The sequence below is a fragment of the Pediococcus parvulus genome, assembly GCF_007990205.1.
GTDB lineage: Bacteria > Bacillota > Bacilli > Lactobacillales > Lactobacillaceae > Pediococcus > Pediococcus parvulus.
The window spans coordinates 21,097-44,626 of sequence record NZ_BJWE01000002.1 but is presented as its reverse complement, the minus strand read 5'-3'; the positions used below and the strand labels follow the sequence as shown (position 1 = coordinate 44,626).

General features: G+C 39.8%; 34 protein-coding genes. 2 read left to right on the top strand and 32 right to left on the bottom strand.

Annotation, left to right across the window (positions count from 1 at the left end; genetic code table 11):
- Window positions 1–12 precede the first annotated feature (12 nt).
- The 5 genes from pcrA to PPA04_RS01025 form a co-directional block, all read right to left on the bottom strand.
- Window positions 13–2,280 (bottom strand): DNA helicase PcrA, encoded by a 2,268-nt coding sequence (pcrA, locus tag PPA04_RS01045; RefSeq protein WP_057782532.1) that lies wholly within the window; start codon window positions 2,278–2,280, stop codon window positions 13–15.
- A 178-nt stretch (window positions 2,281–2,458) separates the two neighbouring features.
- Complete coding sequence (locus tag PPA04_RS01040; RefSeq protein WP_057782530.1) at window positions 2,459–3,628, bottom strand: ATP-grasp domain-containing protein; 1,170 nt, start codon at window positions 3,626–3,628, stop codon at window positions 2,459–2,461.
- Window positions 3,629–3,760: 132 nt separating this feature from the next.
- Entirely contained in the window at window positions 3,761–4,333 is a 573-nt protein-coding gene (locus tag PPA04_RS01035) for a xanthine phosphoribosyltransferase (RefSeq protein WP_057782528.1), read from the bottom strand.
- Window positions 4,334–4,353: 20 nt separating this feature from the next.
- Entirely contained in the window at window positions 4,354–4,995 is a 642-nt protein-coding gene (locus PPA04_RS01030; protein ID WP_057782597.1) for a glycoside hydrolase family 73 protein, read from the bottom strand.
- A 19-nt stretch (window positions 4,996–5,014) separates the two neighbouring features.
- Window positions 5,015–5,620, bottom strand: coding sequence for an ECF transporter S component (locus PPA04_RS01025; protein ID WP_057782527.1), 606 nt, complete (start codon window positions 5,618–5,620; stop codon window positions 5,015–5,017).
- Between the two features lie 114 nt (window positions 5,621–5,734).
- On the opposite strand from PPA04_RS01025, the gene PPA04_RS01020 reads away from it, so the two are divergent.
- A complete protein-coding gene (locus PPA04_RS01020; RefSeq protein ID WP_057782525.1) occupies window positions 5,735–6,688 on the top strand; it encodes an NAD(P)-dependent oxidoreductase in 954 nt (317 codons plus the stop codon).
- Window positions 6,689–7,022: 334 nt separating this feature from the next.
- On the opposite strand, the gene PPA04_RS01015 is transcribed toward PPA04_RS01020, so the two are convergent.
- Both PPA04_RS01015 and PPA04_RS01010 read right to left on the bottom strand, forming a co-directional pair.
- Window positions 7,023–8,462, bottom strand: coding sequence for an APC family permease (locus PPA04_RS01015; protein ID WP_057782523.1), 1,440 nt, complete (start codon window positions 8,460–8,462; stop codon window positions 7,023–7,025).
- 119 nt (window positions 8,463–8,581) lie between these two features.
- Window positions 8,582–9,127 (bottom strand): PadR family transcriptional regulator, encoded by a 546-nt coding sequence (locus PPA04_RS01010; protein ID WP_057782522.1) that lies wholly within the window; start codon window positions 9,125–9,127, stop codon window positions 8,582–8,584.
- A gap of 105 nt (window positions 9,128–9,232) precedes the next feature.
- Here PPA04_RS01010 and PPA04_RS01005 point away from each other — a divergent pair, with 105 nt between their 5' ends.
- A complete protein-coding gene (locus tag PPA04_RS01005) occupies window positions 9,233–9,769 on the top strand; it encodes a phenolic acid decarboxylase (protein WP_057782520.1) in 537 nt (178 codons plus the stop codon).
- A 145-nt stretch (window positions 9,770–9,914) separates the two neighbouring features.
- Here the strand turns inward: PPA04_RS01005 and rpsI are convergent, their stop codons facing one another.
- The 25 genes from rpsI to rpsQ all read right to left on the bottom strand — a co-directional run bounded on the left by rpsI (window position 9,915) and on the right by rpsQ (window position 23,504).
- Window positions 9,915–10,307: a 30S ribosomal protein S9 gene (gene rpsI / locus PPA04_RS01000; RefSeq protein ID WP_057782518.1), complete on the bottom strand. Its 393-nt coding sequence runs from the start codon at window positions 10,305–10,307 to the stop codon at window positions 9,915–9,917.
- Between the two features lie 14 nt (window positions 10,308–10,321).
- Window positions 10,322–10,765: a 50S ribosomal protein L13 gene (gene rplM, locus PPA04_RS00995; protein ID WP_057782516.1), complete on the bottom strand. Its 444-nt coding sequence runs from the start codon at window positions 10,763–10,765 to the stop codon at window positions 10,322–10,324.
- A 119-nt stretch (window positions 10,766–10,884) separates the two neighbouring features.
- Window positions 10,885–11,652: a tRNA pseudouridine(38-40) synthase TruA gene (truA, locus tag PPA04_RS00990; protein WP_057782514.1), complete on the bottom strand. Its 768-nt coding sequence runs from the start codon at window positions 11,650–11,652 to the stop codon at window positions 10,885–10,887.
- Between the two features lie 9 nt (window positions 11,653–11,661).
- A complete protein-coding gene (locus PPA04_RS00985; protein WP_057782512.1) occupies window positions 11,662–12,459 on the bottom strand; it encodes an energy-coupling factor transporter transmembrane component T family protein in 798 nt (265 codons plus the stop codon).
- A complete protein-coding gene (locus PPA04_RS00980) occupies window positions 12,452–13,324 on the bottom strand; it encodes an energy-coupling factor ABC transporter ATP-binding protein (protein WP_057782510.1) in 873 nt (290 codons plus the stop codon). Before PPA04_RS00980 ends, PPA04_RS00985 begins: the two co-directional genes overlap by 8 nt.
- Window positions 13,300–14,136, bottom strand: coding sequence for an energy-coupling factor ABC transporter ATP-binding protein (locus PPA04_RS00975; protein ID WP_057782508.1), 837 nt, complete (start codon window positions 14,134–14,136; stop codon window positions 13,300–13,302). The genes PPA04_RS00980 and PPA04_RS00975 overlap by 25 nt, the downstream gene beginning before the upstream one ends.
- A 232-nt stretch (window positions 14,137–14,368) precedes the next feature.
- Window positions 14,369–14,752, bottom strand: a complete 384-nt coding sequence (rplQ, locus tag PPA04_RS00970) for a 50S ribosomal protein L17 (RefSeq protein WP_057782506.1) — start codon at window positions 14,750–14,752, stop codon at window positions 14,369–14,371.
- Between the two features lie 21 nt (window positions 14,753–14,773).
- Complete coding sequence (locus tag PPA04_RS00965; RefSeq protein WP_057782504.1) at window positions 14,774–15,718, bottom strand: DNA-directed RNA polymerase subunit alpha; 945 nt, start codon at window positions 15,716–15,718, stop codon at window positions 14,774–14,776.
- Between the two features lie 82 nt (window positions 15,719–15,800).
- Window positions 15,801–16,190, bottom strand: a complete 390-nt coding sequence (rpsK, locus tag PPA04_RS00960) for a 30S ribosomal protein S11 (RefSeq protein WP_057782502.1) — start codon at window positions 16,188–16,190, stop codon at window positions 15,801–15,803.
- Window positions 16,191–16,211: 21 nt separating this feature from the next.
- Window positions 16,212–16,577 carry a 30S ribosomal protein S13 gene (gene rpsM, locus PPA04_RS00955; protein WP_057782500.1) on the bottom strand — a complete coding sequence of 122 codons (366 nt, stop codon included), beginning with the start codon at window positions 16,575–16,577 and terminating at the stop codon, window positions 16,212–16,214.
- A 21-nt stretch (window positions 16,578–16,598) separates the two neighbouring features.
- Window positions 16,599–16,718 carry a 50S ribosomal protein L36 gene (gene rpmJ / locus PPA04_RS00950; RefSeq protein ID WP_011668476.1) on the bottom strand — a complete coding sequence of 40 codons (120 nt, stop codon included), beginning with the start codon at window positions 16,716–16,718 and terminating at the stop codon, window positions 16,599–16,601.
- 26 nt (window positions 16,719–16,744) lie between these two features.
- Complete coding sequence (infA, locus tag PPA04_RS00945) at window positions 16,745–16,963, bottom strand: translation initiation factor IF-1 (RefSeq protein ID WP_057771895.1); 219 nt, start codon at window positions 16,961–16,963, stop codon at window positions 16,745–16,747.
- A 161-nt stretch (window positions 16,964–17,124) separates the two neighbouring features.
- On the bottom strand, window positions 17,125–17,784 hold the full coding sequence (locus PPA04_RS00940; protein ID WP_057782498.1) for an adenylate kinase: 660 nt from the start codon (window positions 17,782–17,784) through the stop codon (window positions 17,125–17,127).
- Between the two features lie 16 nt (window positions 17,785–17,800).
- The gene (secY, locus tag PPA04_RS00935; RefSeq protein WP_057782496.1) at window positions 17,801–19,114 is read right to left on the bottom strand and encodes a preprotein translocase subunit SecY; all 1,314 of its coding nucleotides are present in this window, start codon (window positions 19,112–19,114) and stop codon (window positions 17,801–17,803) included.
- Entirely contained in the window at window positions 19,114–19,548 is a 435-nt protein-coding gene (gene rplO / locus PPA04_RS00930) for a 50S ribosomal protein L15 (protein WP_057782494.1), read from the bottom strand. The genes secY and rplO overlap by 1 nt, the downstream gene beginning before the upstream one ends.
- Before the next feature lie 29 nt (window positions 19,549–19,577).
- Window positions 19,578–19,760: a 50S ribosomal protein L30 gene (gene rpmD, locus PPA04_RS00925; protein ID WP_057751191.1), complete on the bottom strand. Its 183-nt coding sequence runs from the start codon at window positions 19,758–19,760 to the stop codon at window positions 19,578–19,580.
- 13 nt (window positions 19,761–19,773) lie between these two features.
- The gene (gene rpsE, locus PPA04_RS00920) at window positions 19,774–20,277 is read right to left on the bottom strand and encodes a 30S ribosomal protein S5 (RefSeq protein WP_057782492.1); all 504 of its coding nucleotides are present in this window, start codon (window positions 20,275–20,277) and stop codon (window positions 19,774–19,776) included.
- Between the two features lie 21 nt (window positions 20,278–20,298).
- Window positions 20,299–20,655: a 50S ribosomal protein L18 gene (gene rplR, locus PPA04_RS00915; protein ID WP_147206664.1), complete on the bottom strand. Its 357-nt coding sequence runs from the start codon at window positions 20,653–20,655 to the stop codon at window positions 20,299–20,301.
- Window positions 20,656–20,698: 43 nt separating this feature from the next.
- Entirely contained in the window at window positions 20,699–21,235 is a 537-nt protein-coding gene (rplF, locus tag PPA04_RS00910) for a 50S ribosomal protein L6 (protein ID WP_057782489.1), read from the bottom strand.
- 29 nt (window positions 21,236–21,264) lie between these two features.
- Window positions 21,265–21,663, bottom strand: coding sequence for a 30S ribosomal protein S8 (gene rpsH, locus PPA04_RS00905; RefSeq protein ID WP_057782487.1), 399 nt, complete (start codon window positions 21,661–21,663; stop codon window positions 21,265–21,267).
- A 34-nt stretch (window positions 21,664–21,697) separates the two neighbouring features.
- Complete coding sequence (locus tag PPA04_RS00900; RefSeq protein ID WP_074693903.1) at window positions 21,698–21,883, bottom strand: type Z 30S ribosomal protein S14; 186 nt, start codon at window positions 21,881–21,883, stop codon at window positions 21,698–21,700.
- An 18-nt stretch (window positions 21,884–21,901) separates the two neighbouring features.
- Window positions 21,902–22,444: a 50S ribosomal protein L5 gene (gene rplE / locus PPA04_RS00895; RefSeq protein WP_057782485.1), complete on the bottom strand. Its 543-nt coding sequence runs from the start codon at window positions 22,442–22,444 to the stop codon at window positions 21,902–21,904.
- A gap of 25 nt (window positions 22,445–22,469) precedes the next feature.
- On the bottom strand, window positions 22,470–22,781 hold the full coding sequence (gene rplX, locus PPA04_RS00890; RefSeq protein ID WP_057782483.1) for a 50S ribosomal protein L24: 312 nt from the start codon (window positions 22,779–22,781) through the stop codon (window positions 22,470–22,472).
- 33 nt (window positions 22,782–22,814) lie between these two features.
- Complete coding sequence (gene rplN / locus PPA04_RS00885; RefSeq protein ID WP_057782481.1) at window positions 22,815–23,183, bottom strand: 50S ribosomal protein L14; 369 nt, start codon at window positions 23,181–23,183, stop codon at window positions 22,815–22,817.
- 54 nt (window positions 23,184–23,237) lie between these two features.
- Window positions 23,238–23,504, bottom strand: a complete 267-nt coding sequence (gene rpsQ, locus PPA04_RS00880) for a 30S ribosomal protein S17 (RefSeq protein WP_057782479.1) — start codon at window positions 23,502–23,504, stop codon at window positions 23,238–23,240.
- Window positions 23,505–23,530 lie beyond the last annotated feature (26 nt).

Genomic DNA, 23,530 nt, shown 5'->3' with positions numbered 1-23,530 from the left:
GAAAATTAACATTTAATCTTTGGAGACGTGACTAATTGGGGCAAAAGCAGCCAGCAGTCGTTTGACACCTTGATCTGGAAAAGCAATATCTAATTCTGCATCTTCGCCTTCGCCAGTTACTTTGACAACTGTTCCAACACCCCAAGCTTTGTGTTGCACTTTATCACCCGCTGACCAACTAACCTTGTCAGCTCCAGTACCAGCATACTTTTGTGGTTTAGCGGCTGGTCGATGATATGTTGTAGCAGTTGCCCGTTCTAGTTTACGATCAAATGGATATGATTTCTGCCGATTGGCATACCCACTTGGTGCAGCCCCAGCTGTTTGATTAGCAGACTCCAAAACATCTGGATCAATTTCTTCAATAAATCTTGATGCTGGGTTATTTTGTAAACGACCATACAGCATTCGAGAATATGCATTGGTAATGTAAAGTTTCTTTTGTGCACGCGTGATGCCCACGTAGGCTAAACGGCGCTCTTCTTCGAGTTGATCTTCGTCCATCGCCGCTCGTGCTAGTGGGAAGATTCCCTCTTCCATTCCAATCAGGAACACAACAGGAAATTCAAGTCCTTTGGCCGCATGCAAAGTCATTAACGTAACTGCGGAAGGTTCTTCTTCCACACTATCCTGATCAGAAACTAACGCTAAGTCAGCTAAGAAATCAGCCAAACGTGTTTCCGCAGTTGTTTCTTCGTCATCTTGATGACTATCATCAAACTGTTTGGTAACTGTCAAAAATTCTTCGATATTTTCCAAACGAGTTTGAGCTTCTAGAGAACGAGATTTCTCAAGTTCAGCTTTGTAACCCGTTTTGTCTAAAACTTGTTCCGTTAAATCGGTGATGTTCAAGAATTCTGCCATCCGTTTTAAATCGGTCATAATACCTGCGAACTCATCAATGGCATTTTTGGCGCGACTCGCAATTTCATTAGCCACTTCCACATTTTGAGCAGCTTCAAACAGGGACCAGTGATTGTAATTTGCAAAATCCGTCAATTTTTCGAGTGAGCTGGTTCCAATTCCACGTTTAGGTTCATTAATCACCCGTTCAAAACTCATCGAATCATCAGGATTGGCAAGTAACGTTAAATAACTCAAAACATCCCGAATTTCTTTTCGATCATAAAACTTATGACCACCAACCATTGTGTACGGTATATTTGATTTTAAAAATGTATCTTCAACGGCTCGTGATTGCGCATTTGTTCGGTACAGCACAGCAAAGTCGCCATATTGATAATGATTATCTTCAATTTGTTGTTTCACCTGTTGCACAATGAAATGCACTTCATCATTTTCACTTTGGCCCCGGTAATAAGTAATATCTTCGCCTTCATTATTTTGGGTCCACAGCTTTTTAGGCCGGCGTGTAGTATTATTTTTGATCACTGAATTGGCTGCGTCCAGAATTTTTTTAGTTGAACGATAATTTTGCTCCAGTAAAATAACCTGGGCATTTTTATAGTCCTGTTCAAAATTTAAAATATTTTGCATGTCAGCACCCCGCCAACCATAAATACTCTGATCAGCATCACCCACAACACAGATATTTTCAAACCGTTTTGCCAACATGTTGACTAATGTGTATTGGGCCTGATTAGTATCCTGATACTCATCAACATGAATATAGTGGAATTTATTTTGGTAATAACTCAGTGTTTCTGGATTTTTTTTGAACAAGAGGATGGTTTGCATAATCAAATCATCAAAATCCAAAGCCTGATTAACTTTCAAACGGCGTTGATATTCTTCATAGGCCGCTGCCACGACAACTTCAAACGGTGTTTTAGCGTTTGCTTTATATTCTTGTGGCGTTAACAAATCATTTTTAGCATTGGAAATAGCTGACAACAATGATTTTGGATCAAATTTCTTAGGATCGTAGTTTAGCTCAGACACAATATGTTTCATCAGCGTCCGTTGTTCACTGGTATCAGCAATTGAAAACGCTCGATTATACCCAATTTGATCAATATTGCGCCTTAAAATCCTGACACACAACGCATGGAATGTTGAAACCCATGTGTCAGATCCGGCACTACCTAGAAGTTTAACAACTCGCTCTCGCATTTCCTTTGCTGCCTTGTTTGTGAAGGTAATGGCTAAAATATTCCAGGGATTAACGGCCTTTTCTTCAATCAAATAAGCCACCCGATGCGTCAAAACTCGGGTTTTACCACTACCAGCACCCGCCATAATTAAAAGTGGCCCTTCAGTTGCCTGAACTGCCTCTTTCTGTTTGTCATTTAGACCCTTTAATAACCTATTTTCGGCCAAAAGTTTCAATCCTCTCTATCCAAAACCAATTCTATTCAAAAAACTCAATTACCCTTAATTATACCAAAAAGTGAGGCATACTTGACCTTCCCGGCCAAAATAACCTAAATTTCTTGCATAATCACAAAAAAAGAATCAAGACAAAGTTTTCTTATCCTGATTCTAAAGATTACTAACTTTATTCTGCTTTCCCAAAGTCGATAATTGGGTGATTCGCCCAAATCTCTGTATTATCAATTTGTTCTTGTGCTTGCTGTGTAGAGTTGGCTTCCACCAATGCATAACCGGCACGTGTTTGTTTTTCGGTTGTTTTATTTTGCGCGTACATGTGGAAATACCAATTATTTTTGATATTCCACTGTGTCCGAATAGCTTCCATCTGGCTCTTATCAAAGTTCACCATAATACTTGGCATGAATAACTTGATATCGCTTAGTGGCATTCCTGCAATTGCTCGGAGCTGTTGGTCAAACACACTCACATTTGTGGCCCGGTTGAAAACATAGCCAGGACGATGAATAGCTGGCACAATGCGATTGACATAAATATCTTCTGATCCGGTTACGGCAAACGAAATTTCAAATACACCCACATATTCCAAAGCATCAGCAACTTCATTTGTAATTCGCAATAGCTCATTTTGGACACTATCAGAAACAACAGCCGGTACAATGGTTTCAACCAAATGTTCCTGAGCATACACGTTTTCTGCAATCGGAAAAATCTTACGTTCGCCGTTCATTCCCTGCACCACTGTAAGTACCAATTCCTGTTGAGAATCAACTGTGGATTCCAGAATGTAAGTCCGCTCATTTAATAAGTCTGCCGCTGCGGGGATATCCGTTTGGGTATTGATCCGTAACTCCGTGTTGGGTTCGAAACTCTTTTGAATTGGTTTCAAAACACTTGGGTATCCAATTGAATTAATGGATTCGTAAATATCACTCAAACTAATCACCGTTGCGTACGGTGCGGAATTTAAATTAAGCTGATCAAAAAAGGCACGCTCAATTAGACGATCTTGGGTGACTTCTAGAGCATTGGTTCCCTGCGGAATTTTCGTAAACTGCTCTAGATATTTAAGTGTTTGTGAATCAACATGTTCGGACTCATAAATTACAGAATCACATTTTTCGCCAAATTCACGCAATTTATTGCCATCGTTTGGTTCACCAACGATATGTACATCTGCCAATTGCATAGTTTCACTGACTTCGTTTGCCCCATATGCAATCACCCGAAGACCTAAACGACGTGCTGCTGTGATTAGTTGGGACCCATTTGTACTATCCCCAATAATTCCCAAAGTATCACCAGGATATAATGTTGCATTACTTGCTACTGCCATTTAGCCCACCCATTCTTATGCACCCATTAACGTGCAAATTTCTTTTCATTCTTTTTACCGATCATAATGACTTCAACCTTAATATTACTGTTGTCGTCCTTCGTTGGCAAGTATATTCACTGGGTTTTTGCATTAATTTAAAAATTGGACCTCACCATTTTCCAAACTACTAATTTGCGCTAACGCTTCCAACTGAATATTTCGTTTGGTGATCAAAGTTCGTCCTTTTTGGAAAGTCTTTTCAATGACAATGCCAATCCCTTGCACTTCAATGTTAGCCTCATCCACAATGTTCAACAATCCTTGGACGGCCTGACCATTTGCTAAAAAATCATCAATAATTAAAACAGAGTCATCTGCACTGATGAATCGTTTGGCAATTGAAATTTTATTCGTAGTTTGTTTTGTGTAGGAATACACATCCGCCGTATACAGGTCATCAGTTAACGTCAGGCTTTTATGTTTTCGCGCAAAGATCACCGGAACCTGCATAGCTAACCCGGTCATCACTGCTGGTGCAATTCCTGAAGATTCAACCGTTAAAATTTTTGTGATTGGTTTATCTGCGAACCGCTTCGCAAATTCTTTGCCCACTTCAAACATGAGTTGCGGATCAACTTGATGATTTAAAAAGCTGTCTACTTTCAAAACATTATGGGGAAGAACAATTCCCTCTTTACGAATGCGGTCTTCTAATAATTTCAAAATAGTGCCTCCAAATAGTTTTATTGTGCATCATATTGCTCTAAGTTATAGGTCTGAATCAAATCGATCAACTTTGCCGGATAATTCGGATCAGTTGCATAGCCTGCTGTGTAAAGTGCCTGAGCCGCCGTTTTATAGTTAATCGCTGTCCGGACTGCTTTATACTGATCTTTATTCCAGTTCGTTCCATTCACAAATAGTAAGGTATGGTCTTTAACAGAATCTTTCCAACTATTGTACACCCGAAAACGAGCGGTAACGGTAATCCATTTACCATTCACAAATTCCTGAGTCTTCATTTCCTTGGTCGTTTGGTAGACGGTCCCCTTCATCCCAAAGTAATTGTTGTAGTCTTTCGAAAGCTGACTAGTCCCCCAGTCGGATTCCAAAATGGCCTGTGCAATCGTAATGCTTGGGAGCACACCATATCTTTTCTGCATTGTTTTGGCATACGGTGCCATGGTCCGAATAAATTTTTGATGATTAACTGTACTCAAATTAGTTGCCGGCGTTGAATTGGAAAACGAAAGCTTAGGCACCAATTGCACAAACAACACGATCAGCATACCTAAAACTAAAACCAGCGAAATAACCCCAGATAATTGTAATTTACCTCGTTTAAATAAAAAATTGTTCTTTCGTCGCTTTTTTCGTTTCGCCAAATTCATCCATCTTTCTACATTATTTATTAAATCGTTGTTTTCCCAACTTGGTATATTTCAGAAGAGGTAACGAGATTAAAGGTACTAAAATACCAGCCGCAATTGCTTCTGGAATCCCATTAGTTCCTGCCACAAACAAAATGTACGGCGTTAGCGCCTGAAAATTGATGGCCGCTAACACTGCAGAACCCTTACCAAAGAAGAAGGCAATACCTCCTAAAACTAGGATCGTATTGACCAAAGCCCCAACCACACCACTTATCACTAACGGTACGGTTAATTTGGCGTGATTACGTGCCAATTTTGTAAATAGCCAACCAGCAATTAAACCAATCAGAATCCTAGGCAGGACCGAAATGAGCGGATTAACCATTACAATGTTACCTAACACACTCGAGGTAACTGTTAACGCACGAATCCAATCCGCGATACCCCATATGCCGCCAATAATGGCCCCATCAACCGGTCCAAGCACCACCGCGGCAATAATTACCGTAATATGAATCGTGGTAATATTTAGTGGTCCGACTGGTAAATACCCAATTATTGGTACATAATTTTGAAGGATGATGATTGCCGCAAACAATCCTAAAATACTAATCCGACCTGCAGAATTTTTTCCCATTGTTGTCCCTCACAAGATAAAAAGCCATTTGATTTCATAATTGTTAAGAAACATTATACCATGTAAGTGACCAAAAAATTAACTACAAACCACTTTATAAGGAGTTGTTAAGGTTTGGAGAACCTTTTACTTTTAACAGATAATTCAGAATTAAATTTAAGCGCCTACCGAAATTTAGGTGTGCACATTTTTACTGAAGCAACCATTAAGCCGAGCGACTATGCTTCTATCACCATTATGTTCGGCTGGAAACCTGATATTTCCAAAAAAGTTTTAACAGCTACTGGTAGTTCCCTAAAATGGCTGCAAACTTTTAGTGCGGGCGTTGATTATTTACCGCTTGCTCAATTGAAAGCAAAACACATTCTGGTCTCAAATATGAGTGGTGTTCACGCCATCCCTATTTCACAGACTATTTTACTTTATGCGTTATACTTTGCCCGTGATCTACCACGAGTATTGGCTGATGCTGAACAAAAGCACTGGACTGATCAACATAATTTTGGTGAGGTGGTTACCCTCGATGACCTAACCTGGACCATTTTTGGGACTGGCCATATTGGTAGCGAACTAGCCCGCCTGTTACAGTCATTTCATGCCAAAGTGATTGGTGTCAACCGTACTGGCCACTCAGCTGCCAATTTTGACGAAACCTATGCCCAAAGTGACTGGCGAAAAGCCGTGGCGGATACAGATGTCATTGTAAACATCATGCCATTAACTAAAGAAACTGCTCATTTCTATGACAAAACCTTTTTTGATTTCTTAAAATCGGCTTTTTTGTTTGTGAATGTCGGCCGTGGTGGTTCGGTAGACACGTCTGCTCTGATTGAAGCGTTGCATTCTGATCACCTTCAGCACGCAGCGTTAGATGTATTTGAACAAGAGCCTTTACCAAGCAATAGTTCATTGTGGCAAATGCCCAACGTGTTGATCACCCCACACTACTCTGCCCAAATGTCTCATCTGGGACGTGCTTGGGACAAAATCTTGCTACCAAATCTTAAGCAATTTATGACAGACGGCACGGTGGCTACCAATCGCGTGAATATAAAGAACGGATATTGATGATCGCTATTATAAAAAACGTTGATTGGTTTCTTCGTATTTTAAAAGGACTGAAGAAAATATTTTCTTCAGTCCTTTTTTATGAAACGTGCTCCAATGCACAGACTCTTCCGCCGCCATGCTTCTTGCGGTCTGCTTTTCGGCCACAAGAATGGTCAACGACCGAAGCACAAAGCTTATTAGCGACTTGGGCTAATACTCACAGTCTAACCGTGCTTTTCCACATTCTTTTCTGAAACGTGTTCCAATGCGCAGACTCTTCCGTTTAGCCCAACATCAGACACCATCCACACAACCCGTGGATAATATCTGATGTTATGCTAATACTCACAGTCTAACCGTGCTTTTCCACACTCTTTTCTTCATTTCTTCTTGCAATACTATGCGAAAATCCATAACTAAAGTAGATCACCAATCCGATCACTAGCCAAATTCCAAACATCTTCCACGTAAATGGCGCCAACTGCAACATCAAATACACGCATGCCGCAAACGACAATATTGGAATAAACGGATACAGCGGCACCTCGAATGACTTAGGCAAATTTCTAAACTTTCGATCACTTCGCAAAAACACAACGCCCAATGACACCATCGCAAACGCAAACAACGTTCCGATATTCACCAACTCCGCAATTTTACTCAATGGAATCACACCCGCAAAAATACTTGCGATCAATCCAAAAATCCAGGTATTAATTACTGGTACATGCGTTTTAGGATTTAGTTTATGTAACGCCTTTGGTAAAAGACCATCCCGACTAATCGCAAAAATCAACCGGGTTCCCCCATAAGACATCACAATTAGCACCGTGGTCATCCCGATGACTGCCCCAAGTGAAACAATGCCGGCCACCCAGTTTTGATGAATCAGATGTAAAGCCAGTGCCACTGGATCGGCCACGTTAAGCTTGGTGTAATGGACAACGCCAACTAGCACCACAGAAAGTGCAATATATAGGACTGAAGCCACAATCAATGAAGACACAATTCCAATTGGCATATCTCGTTTCGGATTTTTAACTTCTTCAGACGCTGTAGAAACAGCATCGAAACCAATGTACGCATAAAACGCAACTGCAGCCCCTCTGATCACACCTTTCACCCCGAAAGGTAAAATTGGGTTGTAATTAGCGGGACGTACATAAAACGCGGCGACAACGATAAAAAGTAAAATCACCGAAATTTTCAAAATAACCATCACGGCATTAACTCTGGCAGATTCACGCACCCCTTGGACCAGTAAATAAGCAATGATCATTGTAATCACAAAGGCTGGTAAATCAAATAGCGCATGAGGACTACCAGAAGTGCCATAAGCTGCACGAAAAATTTCCGGTAAGTGAACGTTAAACCCAGCCAAAATGTTTTGGAAATAAGCTGACCAACTAACCGCCACCGACGAAACAGCAAACAGATACTCCGAAATTAATGCCCAACCAAGCACCCAAGCAATGAGTTCCCCAAATACAGTGTAGATATACGTATACGCACTTCCAGCTAACGGGATGGTTGATGAGAATTCTGAGTAACACAAAGCCGCTAAGGAACAAACAATCGCTGCCACTAAGTAAGATAACCAAACACCTGGGCCACTATAAGATGCGGCAATAATTCCTGGAGTGATAAAGATTCCAGCACCGACAATCGCGCCAACCCCCATAGTTGTTAAGCTAAACGCATTTAAAGATTTTTCCAATCCGGTTTTTTTAAACATATCAGTATTAACTTCTTTACGGACAAACAGATCCGCAAATTTACTCGTTCTCGACATAACTTCGCTCCAATCATTATTGGCTTTCGATTAGATATAATGTTTAATTCTAATCAATATCTAAGAAAATGTCAATTTTGCTTCTTAAACAAAACACTGATGGCATCCCTTCACCTTAATCACTCCGTTTTAATTGTTTTCACCATTTCAGCCAACCAGTTGCTGTACCCGCGTTCGCGATCAATTGCATGCCGTAGCACTAATGAATGCCCAAAATCTTGATCAATTCGTTTTTGATTCGGAAACTTTTCCTGAAATTGTTGTTCTAAATGATGTAATTTTTCATCATGATACTGTTGTTGCATTGTAATCATTGGTCTAAGCAACTCCGACTTTGGATCGTCAATAAAAAATAGTTTCAAAATAAATTCATCATGGCTTCCAGTCAAATCCGATGGTGATTTCAGCCATGCGTTAAATGTTTGCTGACCAGCCGAGGTCATGTAGTACTGCTTTTTTTGCAGTTTTTGCCCTACCGTGATGGCTTCATGCGCAATCAGGTGATCAGCTTCCATCCGTTTCAAAAGTGGATAAATTTGACTATGATTTGCCGTCCAAAACTCTCCAATGTCCGAATCAAATGATTTCGCAAGGTCGTAGCCAGTCTGACGTTGCTTCTTAAGCAATCCTAATAAAATATACTTTAAGCGATTCTTTTGAGCCATTTATGCATCCTCCTTGACGAACTGTTAAAAATATTGTAGCATGATCAAGTCATCAAAAACATGTAATTAATTACATGATTACTTATTATTGGAGGAATTTGACTCATGACAAAAACATTTAAAACATTAGACGATTTTTTAGTCACTCATTTTATCTATACGTACGATAACGGCTGGGAATATGAATGGTACGCAAAAAATGACCATACCGTTGACTACCGAATCCATGGCGGTATGGTTGCCGGCCGTTGGGTTAAAGACCAAGAAGCCAACATTGTGATGCTTGTTCCTGGGATTTACAAGGTCGCCTGGACTGAGCCAACTGGAACCGATGTTGCGCTTGACTTCGTTCCTAATGAAAAGAAGCTTAATGGAACCATCTTTTTCCCTCGCTGGGTTCAAGAACATCCCGAAATTACGGTAACTTACCAAAACGATCACATTGATCTCATGGAAGTTTCTCGAGAAAAATATGAAACTTATCCTAAATTAGTCGTTCCAGAATTTGCACACATCACTTACATCGGCGACGCGGGACAAAACAATGAAGACGTCATTAGTGAAGCCCCCTATCCAGAATTACCAGCTGACATTCGTGCGGGTAAATATTTTGACGAAAATTATAAACGCATCCACAACTAAATAGCTCTTCAACAAGTTATCACCTTACAGTTTCTGAGTCTGCGAACAATCGCATTCAGAAACTGTCTGAGTGATAACTTATTTTTTTGCACAAAAAAACACCTCTTCGCAATGAAGAAGTGTTTGAAACATTGAAAAATGAATTTTAGCGTTTTGAGAATTGACCTGCTTTACGAGCTTTTTTAAGACCGTATTTCTTACGTTCCTTCATACGAGGGTCACGAGTTAAGAGACCAGCACGTTTTAAAGGTGTACGGAAGTCAGGATCTACATCAAGCAATGCACGTGCAATTCCATGACGAATAGCACCTGATTGCCCAGAGAAGCCACCACCATTAACATTTACGAGAACATCGTAATTGCCAGTTGTTTCGGTAACTTCAAATGGTTGGATAACAACTTGACGTAAGTTAGCGAATGGAATGTAGTCTTCAATCGCTTTGTCATTTACAGTAATTTTTCCTGTGCCGGGTACAAGACGTACACGAGCAACAGAGTTTTTACGGCGACCAGTGCCGCGATATTGTGCTTCTGCCAAAATTCGTTTCCTCCTTAAATTAAGTTAGTGATGTCAAGCTTTTCAGGTTGTTGAGCTTGATGATCATGTTCTGAGCCAGCATAGACATGTAATTTGAGTCCCATATTATGACCCAGTGAGTTATGAGGAAGCATTCCCTTAACTGAAGTCTCAATTAATTTTTCAGGAGTCTTATCACGCATTTCACCAGCAGTCTTAGCTTTTAAGCCACCTGGGTGATTAGAATGATGATAGTAAATTTTACGTGTCGCTTTACGACCTGTTAATTTGACGTTTGCTGCATTCACAACGATTACATAGTCACCTGTATCAACGTTTGGTGTGAATGTTGGTTTGTTTTTACCGCGTAAGATAGATGCAACTGTACTTGCTAAACGTCCCAAAGGAACATCTGTAGCATCTACTACGTACCATTTGCGATCTACTTCGCCTGGTTTTGCTAAATATGTTGTACGCACTTGTATTTCCTCCAATTTCTGTTTTGTTTAACTCAACTTTAATAAGTTTCCGGGGCCTATTTGTGGAGGTAAACAATACCAAATTCAATTTTACTAATTACCTTCACTAAAGTCAATCATCATTTACCAAAATTTTCCGGGTAATACACTTTTTTTAAATAAAGTCCACTTGCTGGAGCCGTTCCACGGGCTTCATCCCGGTTTTTAGCTTCAATTATTCGTGAAATATCATGGACGGGACGCCGTTCACTACCAATCTCAATCAAAACGGCGACTATAATTCGCACCATATTATAAAGAAAGCCACTGCCATAAAATTCAAACACAATTTCATTTTGTTTCTCATCAAAGACAGCGGTAGCCTCATAGATTTCTCGAATGTTGGTCTTGGTGTGCCCACCGGACGCGCAAAAACTGGTAAAATCATGTTTTCCAATTAAATCTGGTAACGCCCTTTGAATCAATTTCAAATCCAGTGGAAACTTCCAGTGACCGGTATAATTACGTTTAAACGGGTCCACAAATTCTCCTAAAGCTAATCGATACTGATACCGTTTGCCTGCTGTCCCATAGCGTGCATGAAACTCTGATGTCACATGTTCAGCTCTCAACACCACGACATCCAACGGTAAAATGCTGTTCAGCGCATGTAGCATTGCAGTCTCCGCTAAATTAAAAGGGATATCGAAATGGACAACTTGGCCCAAGGCATGAACGCCGGCATCCGTTCTACCAGAACCGTAGACTTTTATCAGTTTAACCGGCTTTTTGGCAATCTTATTAACTGCACGTTCCAACGTTTCTTCCACTGTGCGTTGTTTTGGTTGTTTCTGAAAACCCGCAAAATTAGTTCCATCGTAGGCAATTGTAATTTTATAACGATACATAAATTCTCCTTAAAAGAAACGTAGTGCAAACACAATCATCGTCATTAACAAATAAATCAAAGTCGCGATTGTGTCCCTTGTTCCCCATTTTAATAATCGATACTTTGTTCGCCCTGCTCCGCCTTGATAGCCACGAGCTTCCATGGCGGTTGCTAAATCCTCAGCTCGATTAAAAGCACTCATGAAAAGTGGGATCAGAATGGGAATAATTTTCTTGATCCGGTTCACAATATTGCCCGTTCCAAAATCAACCCCACGGGCACGCTGGGCATTCATAATGGCTTCCGTTTCATCCATCAACGTTGGCACAAATCGCAAAGCAATTGAGAGCATCAACGCCACTTCATAGACTGGAAAATGAATTTTCGCTAATGGTTTCAACAAAGATTCAATGGCGTCCGAAATCTGAATTGGCGAAGTCGAGAGGGTCAATAATGTCGAAATTAAGATAATTAACGTGAAACGGACAAAAATATACGCCGCATTAAGGATTCCTAGGCTCGTGATGGAAAAGATACCCCATTGCCAGTATAAATGCCCACCAGTTCCAAAAAAGACTTGAATAAGCATTGTAAAGGCGATAATCCACACCAACGGCAAGATGCCATCGACAAACAGTTTAAAGTTAATCTTAGACGCCCAAATACTTAGAATTGCAACTAACGTCATTAACAGATAAATCCACCAATTATTGGCAAAAAAAATAACTATCACGTACAAAAAACTAAGAACAAGCTTTGCCCGCGGATCCATATGATGAACAAAAGAGTCTTGCGGAATATAGCGACCAAATAATAGTTTATTCATTGGCTAGTCCTCTCTTTTCAAACATGGCCGCAATGTCATCCGCCAACTCCTGTTCTGTTAAAGGCAGCTGGTCAAAACGAAAACCTTTTTTCTGCATTTCAAAAGCAAATTCGGTACTAGCAGGCACATCTAATTGTTTATCATGCAACCACTCAACGTTTGCAAAGACCGCTCGCGGGTTGCCCTCCTTCACAATTTTGCCATGTTCCATCACAATCACATGATTCGCATAGTTGGCGACATCTTCCATTTGATGTGTCACTAACACAATCGTAAAGTGCTGCGTTTGCTGTAAGTTTGTAAATAATTGCATAATCTCTTGACGTCCACTTGGATCCAGTCCGGCTGTCGGTTCATCAAGAACTAAAACCTCTGGCTGCATTGCAAGAACCCCGGCAATGGCAACCCGTCGCATCTGACCTCCTGACAACTCAAAAGGAGAACGATCCAATAAAGTTTCTGACAACCCAACTAGTTTTATCATTTTCTTTGCAAGCTCATGCGCTTCTTCAGGAGTACTGCCAAAGTTTTCTGGCCCAAACGCAATATCTTTTCCCACAGTGTCCGCAAAGAGTTGTTTCTCGGGAAATTGAAAAACAATCCCCACTTTTTTGCGTAAAGGTTTTAAATTCTTATTGCTGGTTTCGCGCGTAATAGCGGAATCACCAATTAAAACGGTGCCAGAACTTGGTTTTAATAGTGCGTTTAAATGCTGTAAAAAAGTAGATTTACCACTACCCGTATGCCCGATCAAAGCGGTAAATGAACCATCCTTTATGTGCGTTGATATCTCATTTAGAGCCTGATACTCAAATGGTGTGTTGGGTTGATAGGTATAACTTACCTTTTTAAAAGTGATTGCCATAACCAATCCACCATTCCCTTCTCATCAGAATAAGTTTTTGGTGTGTGAATATTTCTTGTTTGCAGTGCAGTTTTTAGACGTTGCGAATATGGTACATCCAATCCTAATTGCAACAATAACTCACTGTGAGCATAAATAACTTCGGGTGTCCCTGTTTCCACAATTTTACCATCATTTAACACTAGAATTTCGTCTGCACTAGTGGTTTCATCAATTTCGTGCGTAATAGACAAAACGGTAATGCCTAATCGTTGGCGTAAACGTTTAATGACTCCCAGGATTTCTCGACGACCAATCGGATCAAGCATACTAGTTGCTTCATCCAAGATAATAATCTTGGGCTGCATAGCAATCACACCGGCTAAAGCGACCCGCTGTTTTTGTCCTCCTGAAAGTTGCTCTGGTTGTTTATGACGAAACGCACTCATCTGAACTTGTGACAGTGCAGAATCAACACGAGCTTGAATTTCTTCATGTGGCACCGCCATATTTTCTAAGCCAAATGCCACATCGTCTTCAACAGTCGCACCCACAAACTGATTATCGGGATTTTGAAAAATCATACCAATTTTACTGCGGACCTTCCAAACATTAGCTTCGTTCAGTTCAACGCCATCAACCACAATTGTTCCTTGTTTGAAGTCAATTAAACCGTCTAAAGAATGAGCAAGTGTACTTTTACCACTCCCGTTATGACCAACAATTGCTACCCAAGCACCATCTGTAATCTCAAAAGATACGTCATTTAATGCAGGCTGATCATTTTGCGAATACTTGTAAGTTAAATGGGAAACCTTAATTATGTGGTTCATTGCAAACATTCCTTCTAAAGTTATTTTGTCTATTTTAACATATCAAAAACCTGGACCCTAGTATACGTTCTTTTTTATGTAGATACAAAAAAATCACTGAAAAGAAGTGATAGTTAATACAACGTATTAACCGTGGGCTAGACTCGGAATTAGTTCCACCATCATTACACCCTACCACAACTTTTAGTGATAAATTTGTTAAATCAAAGATTCAAAAATCCCTGCTTGAAAATTAGTCAACAAACTCCAAGATAACCATTGGTGCAGCGTCTCCGCGGCGAGGCATAGTCTTAAGAATTCGTGTATATCCACCCTTACGATCAGCGTAACGAGTAGATAAATCACCAAACAACTTCTGAAGAGCCGAAGTAATTTTAACTTCGTCACCGTCTTCAGCAACATCAGCGACTACATTACGAAGAAAAGCGGCTGCTTGACGACGTGCATGTAAATCCCCACGTTTACCTAATGTGATCATTTTTTCGGTAGTTGATCGTACTTCTTTGGCACGTGCTTCTGTTGTGACAATCTTTTCATTAACAATTAAGTTAGTAGTTAAGTCACGAAGCAAAGCCTTGCGTTGTGAACTCGTACGACCTAATTTACGATAGCCCATGAATGGAAACCCTCCTTATAATTAGTCTTCATTACGTAATGAAAGTCCAAGATCAGTTAATTTAACTTTAACTTCTTCAAGCGATTTACGCCCAAGATTACGAACTTTCATCATCTGTGCTTCAGTTTTGTCAGTAAGCTCTTGAACAGTATTGATACCAGCGCGCTTCAAACAATTATATGAACGAACTGATAAATCAAGCTCTTCAATGGACATTTCTAACATTTTTTCTTTATTTGTTTCTTCCTTTTCGACCATGATTTCAGCATCTTGAGCTTCATCTGTTAAATTAACAAACAATGCCAAGTGTTCTGTTAGAATTTTTGCTGAAAGACTGGTAGCCTCACTAGGACTAATTGAACCGTCCGTCCAAACATCCAATGTGAGCTTATCATAGTCATCCCGCTGACCAACACGTGTATTTTCAACCTGATAGTTGACACGCTCGATTGGGGTATAAATGGAATCGATTGGAAGTACACCAATTGGCATATCATCCTTGCGAGCCTTATTTTCATCAGCCGAAACATAACCACGACCAGTATCAGCTGTTAAAACGGCATGAAAGGTAACACCATCAGCAACGGTACAAATATACTGATCCGGATTAAGGATCTCAACATCACTGTCGCCCTGAATGTCACCAGCAGTGACAGTAGCAGGTCCTTTAACATTAATTTCCAAAGATTTTTCGTCGTCACTTTCAATCTTTAAAGAAACCTTTTTAATGTTTAAGATGATTTGTGTGACATCTTCAACTACGCCTTCAATCGTTGAAAACTCATGAAGAACGCCATCAATTTGAATGCTTGTAACCGCTGCACCCGGCAATGACGATAACAAAATACGACGTAATGAATTACCTAAAGTTGTTCCATAGCCACGTTCAAGCGGTTCTACAACAAATTTGCCGTAATTTGCATTCTCATCAATCTTATGAATGTTTGGTTTTTCAAATTCGATCATTCTAATCTTTACCCCTTTCAAAACGCGTTGTGCATAGTATCTTAAAATGCATCATGAAGTTAGCCCTCAAAAAATTGACGCACTATACACGACGGCGCTTTGGAGGACGAGAACCATTATGAGGAACTGGTGTAACATCGCGAATAGCAGTAACTTCCAATCCAGTAGATTGGAGAGCACGAATAGCAGCTTCACGACCAGAACCAGGACCCTTAACAGCAACTTCAACGGATTTCATTCCATGTTCCATTGCTGCCTTTGCTGCAGCTTCAGAAGCCATTTGAGCAGCAAATGGAGTCGACTTACGACTACCTTTGAATCCAAGTGAACCTGCTGATGACCATGCAACAGCGTTTCCTTGAGGATCTGTAATCATAACTAATGTATTGTTAAAAGTTGAGTGGATATGTGCCACACCAGCTTCAATATTTTTTCTTACTCGACGCTTACGAGTAGTCTTTCTGGTTGCCAATATGCTAGCCTCCTTTATTTATTATTTCTTTCTTCCGGCGATTGAAACTTTTTTGCCTTTACGAGTACGTGCGTTATTCTTCGTGTTTTGTCCACGAACTGGGAGTCCACGACGATGACGCATGCCACGATATGAACCAATTTCTTGGAGACGTTTAATATCAAGACTTACTGAACGACGAAGATCCCCTTCAACACGGTAGTTATCTACTTGTGCACGCACTTTATCTTCATCATCTGAAGAAAGGTCACGAACACGGACATCTTCAGAAACGCCAGCATCCTTTAAGATCTTTTTAGCAGTAGTATTTCCGATACCAAAAATATAGGTTAAACCAATCACGATTCGTTTGTCTCGTGGTAAATCAACACCTGCAATACGAGCCATTAAATTTCACCTCCAGATTAATTATTTTCCTTGACGCTGTTTATGTTTTGGATTTGCTGAGCAAATAACCATAACGCGTCCTTTACGTTTAATTACTTTACAATGTTCACACATTGGTTTTACTGATGGACGTACTTTCATGAATATTCCTCCTAAAACGTTAAAACTTATCTGAAACGATAGGTAATACGACCCTTTGAAAGATCGTATGGCGACATTTCCACAGTTACCTTATCTCCCGGAAGAATCCGAATATAATGCATACGAATCTTTCCAGAAACGTGTGCCAGTATTTCATGACCATTCTCGAGTTCAACTTTAAACATCGCATTTGGTAAAGTTTCTTTTACCTTACCTTCAATTTCAATGACATTATCTTTTGCCACTAAATGTGCCTCCCATTTTACTGTTCTTTTCTTTACAAAATCAGTCGTTCAGTGCTTATTGTATCGTAAAAGTACCATAAGCTAAACCTGAACAAGTTTACCATAAGGTAATTTCATTTGCAAATAAACAAAATTAACCGGCAATAATGAACAGGCATGCATTAAATAGCTCGTAATACCTTTTGAATTTCTTTATATACATCGTCAATATCTTGATCACCATTAACTGTGTGTAATAATTTTTTGTCATTATAAAAATCAATCAGTGGTGTATTTAACTTTGTATTAACTTCAATACGATTTTTAACAGTTTCAGGCTTATCATCATCACGCTGATAAAATTCATGGTGTCCACAAACATCACAAGTGCCTTCAACCTTTGTCGGGTTATACAACTTATGGTATGTTGCGCCACAATTCTTACAAATGAATCGACCAGACAACCGCTCAATTAAAACATCCGGATCAACGTGGATATTAATTACCGCATTAATCGGCTTATTTAACTTAGCTGTCATCTTGTCCAAAGCATTAGCTTGTTCAAGATTCCGAGGATAACCATCTAGCATAAAACCAGCATTGGTATCATCCTCTTCAAGACGATCCTCCACAATTCCATCAGTAACAGAATCAGGAACTAAATTGCCTTGGTCAATAAATTCCTTAGCTTCAATCCCCATCTTAGTGCCATTTTTCATTGCTGCCCGGAAAATGTCCCCTGTCGAAATATGAAGTGTGTGAAATTCATTAACAATTTTTTGTGCTTGGGTACCTTTACCAGCACCTGGTAATCCCATCAAAACGAGATTAAGAGTTGTCATTTTGTTTACCTCCACTTTAATTGCTTTGTTCCGGTGTTCTGATAAAACCAACGTATTCGCGTTTCATCATTAAACCATCGATTTGACTGATGATTTCAATAGCAACACCAACGACAATCAACAAACTTGTTCCGCCTAAACCAATTGACTCGTCTAAGTCCCAGAAGTCTTGTGCCAACAATGGAATTAATGAAACTAAGCCCAAAAATAGCGATCCAACGACTGATAAACGAATTAACAACTGAGACACATAACTCTGTGTTTCATGGCCTGGCCAAACTCCTGGAATATAACTTCCTTGTTTTTGAAGATTTTCTGCCAGTTTTTCAGGATTAACCTGAACAAAAGCATAGAAGAATGTAAAGACAACAATCAAGAAGGTGTAAAGAATTGCGCCATCTGTCGTCTGCATATTAAACACATCTGACAAAATTTGATACCAAGTATCTGATGAGTGGTTACTTGCGAACGCCATCAAAATAGTTTGTGGCGTTGCAATAAACGAACTTGCAAAGATAACTGGAATAACACCAGCTACGTTAACCTTTAAAGGTAAGTAACTGCTATCAGGCGCACCCGATGCTCTTCTTGTATATTGGATTGGAACTCGGCGACTAGCCTGTTGAACCCAAGTTACAAAAATCACGATTACCAAAACAGCTACGATCAAAACAGCAACAAAAATGAAACTGTTTAACCACTGACTTTTGGCAGTATCTACAAATTGCTCTTGATAAATTTGATAAATACTTGTTGGAGTTCTCGCGATAATTCCCGCAAAAATCAAGATTGAAACTCCGTTACCAAGCCCCCGATCGGTGATCATATCACCCATCCAGGTTGCTAACATTGTCCCACCAGTCAAGATTAATCCGATTGTTGCATAGGTTTGAATGCTCGGATCCTTAACTAAATTCAAACTGCTTAACGCATTAAATCCTGCAGTGATACCAACCGATTGTACAAATGCTAATATAATGGTCAAATACCGAGTTGCCTGATTTAATTTACGTCGGCCAACCTCACCTTGTTTGCTCCATTCAACAAACCGAGGAACGATGTCCATTTGTAACAACTGAATAACAATTTGAGCAGTAATGTATGGCGAAACTCCCATCGCAAAAATAGAATAATTGGATAGGCCACCACCACTAAAGGTATTTAAGATGCCAACCAATCCAGAGGAAGCAACACTTTGTAATGCTTTGGCGTTAATCCCAGGAACTGTGATATACGCACCTAAACGATAAATAATCAAAACACCTAGGGTAAATAGAATCTTGTTTCTAATATCCTTTACTTTAAAAGCGTTTTTGATAGTCGATAGCATTAAATCACCTCAGTTTTGCCACCTGCAGCTTCAATTGCTTTTACTGCACTTTCTGAGAACTTATTAGCTTTAACTGTTAACTTCTTAGATAACTGACCGTCACCTAAAACTTTAACACCACTAAGCACTTTATTAATTACGCCGGCTTTTAAAAGCACTTCTGTTGTAACTTCTGTACCTTCATCAAAGGCATTTAAGCTATCCAAATTTACAATGGCATACTCTTTGCGGTTGATGTTAGTAAAGCCACGTTTTGGAATTCGACGATAAAGGGGCATTTGCCCACCTTCAAAGCCCAAACGAACCTTGCCACGAGCCTTTTGACCTTTTTGGCCACGACCAGATGTCTTACCATTACCAGATGATGTTCCACGACCAACACGATTACGCACTTTGCGTGAACCTTCATTAGGTTTTAATTCATTCAACTTCATAAGTATCGGCACCTCCTAACTAATTTAAATTATTTAACTTCTTCAACTTCGATTAAATGGGCAATATGGAAAATTGCACCACGAGTCGCCTCATTATTAGGTAAAACGACTGAGCTATTAACCCGTCCCAAACCTAATTCTTTAACAATCTTGCGTTGCTTGGGGAGGCGATGTACTGCACTTTTGATAAGTGTAATCTTTAATTGAGCCATCTTTTGTTCCTCCTTATTCAGCCAAGTGCTCTGCTGAAACACCACGTAATGAAGCAATTTCTTCAGCACTACGTAAGCCCTTCAGACCTTCAAATGTTGCACGAATAACGTTAACAGGTGTATTTGAACCCAAACGTTTACTTGTAACATCATCTACTCCTGCAAGTTCCATAACGGCACGAACAGCACCACCAGCTGCAACACCGGAACCTTCTTCAGCAGGTTTCAATAGAATTCGTCCGCCACCAAACTCACCGATGATTTCGTGAGGGATGGTTGTGCCAATAATTGGGACCTGGATCAAACTCTTTGTAGCAGTTTCAACAGCCTTACGAATGGCTTCTGGAACTTCTTGAGCTTTACCAGTACCAAAACCAACGTGACCCTTTTTATCGCCAACAACGACTAAAGCAGCGAAACGAAGACGACGACCACCTTTAACAACCTTAGTAACACGGTTGATAGAAACAACACGATCTTCTAAGTCCAACTTTTCTGGATCGATATAATTCGACATGTACGGTATTCCCTCCTTATCTTAGAATTTAAGTCCGTTTTCACGAGCAGCTTCAGCTAAAGCTTCTACTCGACCATGGTATAAGTATCCGCCACGATCAAAAACGACTTTTTCAATTTTCTTTTCTGTTGCGCGTTTTGCAACTAAAGCACCAACAGAACTTGCTTGATCAGTTTTTGAATCTCCACTAACTTCACTGTCCAAAGTTGAGGCACTTGCTAGCGTTACACCCGCTACGTCATCAATTACTTGAGCGTAGATGTTTTTATTTGAACGATATACATTTAAGCGTGGGCACTCTGCAGTCCCAGAAATCTTATTACGAACACGCAAATGACGTCTTTGACGTGTTTTATTTTTATCTGGTTTTGAAATCACAATTTTCACCTCTAGAATTTTCTATTAACTAGCCTAAGCGGCATTACTTACCAGTTTTACCTTCTTTAAGACGAACGTATTCACCAACATAGCGAACACCTTTACCTTTGTAAGGTTCTGGAGAACGAACGGCACGGATCTCAGCAGCAAAATCGCCAACATGTTGTTTGCTAATTCCACTAACAGTGATATGTGTGTTATCAGGAACTTCCAACTGTAAATCAGCAGGAGTTTCTAGTTCAACAGGATTAGAATAACCTAAGTTCAATACTAATGTCTTGCCCTTAAGTTGTGCACGATAACCAACACCAACTAATTGTAAGTCCTTTTTGTAACCCTTTGTAACTCCCTCAACCATGTTGTTGAAGTTTGCACGAGTTGCCCCATGTAAGGCACGCATTTTATTATCATTACTTGGACGGTCAAATTTTACCACGTTGTCTTTAATAGACATTGTGATTTCTGTGCTAACAGTACGAGTTAAAGTTCCCTTAGGACCCTTAACAGTAACTTGATCACCATCGGCTTTGACTTCAACGCCTGATGGAATTTCTACAGCTTTATAACCAATACGACTCAATTTAACTGCACCTCCTTACTTTTAAAATTTTACCAAATATAAGCTAAAACTTCGCCACCGATTTTTTTAGCGCGAGCTTCTTTATCAGTGATTACGCCTTCAGATGTTGAAATGATTGCAATACCCAAACCATTCAAAACCTTTGGTACATCATCAGCTTTGACATATGAACGTAAACCTGGTTTTGAAATACGCTTCAAGCCAGTAATGACACGTTCTTTGTTTTTACCATATTTAAGGAACACACGAATAATACCTTGTTTGTCGTCATCGACATATTCGACGTTCTTGATAAAGCCTTCATTCTTAAGAATTTCAGCAATATCATGTTTGATTGTTGATGCAGGAACTTCTAAAGATTCGTGACGAACCATGTTGGCGTTACGAATACGTGTTAAGAAATCTGCAATAGGATCAGTCATAGACATTAATGTTTACCCTCCTTTTACTCCGGTATACTTTTTACCAGCTTGCTTTTTTCATGCCAGGGATTTGGCCTTCATGAGCTAATTCTCGAAGGCAAATGCGGCAAAGATGGAACTTACGATATACAGAGTGTGGACGGCCACAACGCTCACAACGAGTGTAGTTCTGTGTCGAATACTTTGCAGGACGTTGACTCTTAATAACTAACGATTTTTTTGCCAAATTTATTGCTCCCTTCGTTTACTTTTCGAATGGCATTCCAAGTTGTGCCAATAATTCACGTGATTCTTCATCTGTTTGAGCAGTTGTTACGATAACGATATCTAAACCACGAACATGGTTGACATTATCATAATCAATTTCAGGGAAGATTAATTGTTCACGAACACCAAGTGTATAGTTTCCACGACCATCAAAGGCCTTTGAGCTAACACCATGGAAATCACGAACACGTGGTAAGGACACATTGATCAATTTATCTAAGAAATCATACATGCGTTCGCCACGGAGTGTAACTTTAGCACCGATTGACATACCTTCACGTAAACGGAAACCAGCAATTGATTTCTTAGCTTTTGTTACCAAAGGCTTTTGACCAGAGATCAATGTTAATTCTTCAACAGCTTCGTCAAGATTCTTAGCATTAGTTGTTGCATCACCGACACCCATGTTTAAGACAATTTTGTTAACCTTAGGTGCTTGCATTACTGAAGTATAATCGAACTTCTTCACGAGTTCTGGGGTAACTTCTTTAACGTATTTTTCTTTTAAACGGTTAGACATGAAAAATTTTTCCTCCTTTCATGAATTATTTGTCGATTGTTTCGCCAGATTTTTTAGCAAAACGTACTTTTTTACCATCTACAACTTTGTAGCCTACACGAGTAGGTTCATTAGTTGATGGATCGATTAACATCACGTTAGAAGCATCAATTGCTGCTTCTACATCAATAATTCCACCTTGAGGGTTAGAGTTACTTGCTTTTTGATGTTTTTTAACTTTATTAAGGCCTTCAACCACAACGCGATTTTTCTTAGCAAGGGTTTTAATAATTGTGCCCTCTTTGCCTTTTTCTTTTCCGCTAATTACGCGAACTTTATCACCATTTTTTACGAACATGCCGTGTCGCACCTCCTTCGATCCGATCGTTAATTACAATACTTCAGGGGCCAAAGAAACAATCTTCATGTAATCTTTGTCACGCAATTCACGTGCAACGGGTCCGAAGATACGTGTTCCTTGAGGGCTCTTATCATCTTTGATTAAAACTGCAGCATTTTCATCAAATTTGATGTATGAGCCATCAGCACGGTGTGCACCGTCTTTAGTACGAACAACAACTGCCTTAACGACGTCACCTTTTTTGACAACGCCACCTGGTGTTGCTTGTTTGACAGTAGCCACAATAGTATCACCAATATAACCAAATTTTACTCGAGATCCACCTAAAACCTTGATTACCAAAATTTCACGTGCACCAGAATTGTCAGCAACTTTTAAACGACTCTCTTGTTGGATCACAGTTAGTGTCCTCCTTCCATTTTTGTATCAGAATACGAAATAAAAATAACAAATTTAGATAGTAACTGCTTTCTCAACGATATCAAGCAAACGGAATCGTTTGGTTGCGGACAAAGGCCGTGTTTCCATGATTCTTACAACATCGCCAACCTTAGCTTCATTATTCTCATCATGTGCTTTATATTTTTTCGAATATTTTACACGTTTGCCATAAACAGGATGCTTTTTGGTAGTATTAATCTGAACCGTGATTGTTTTATCCATTTTGTCAGAAATAACACGGCCTTGATATACTTTACGAGCGTGACGTTCTTCACTCATGTGTTAAGTTCCTCCCTTCGTATTCT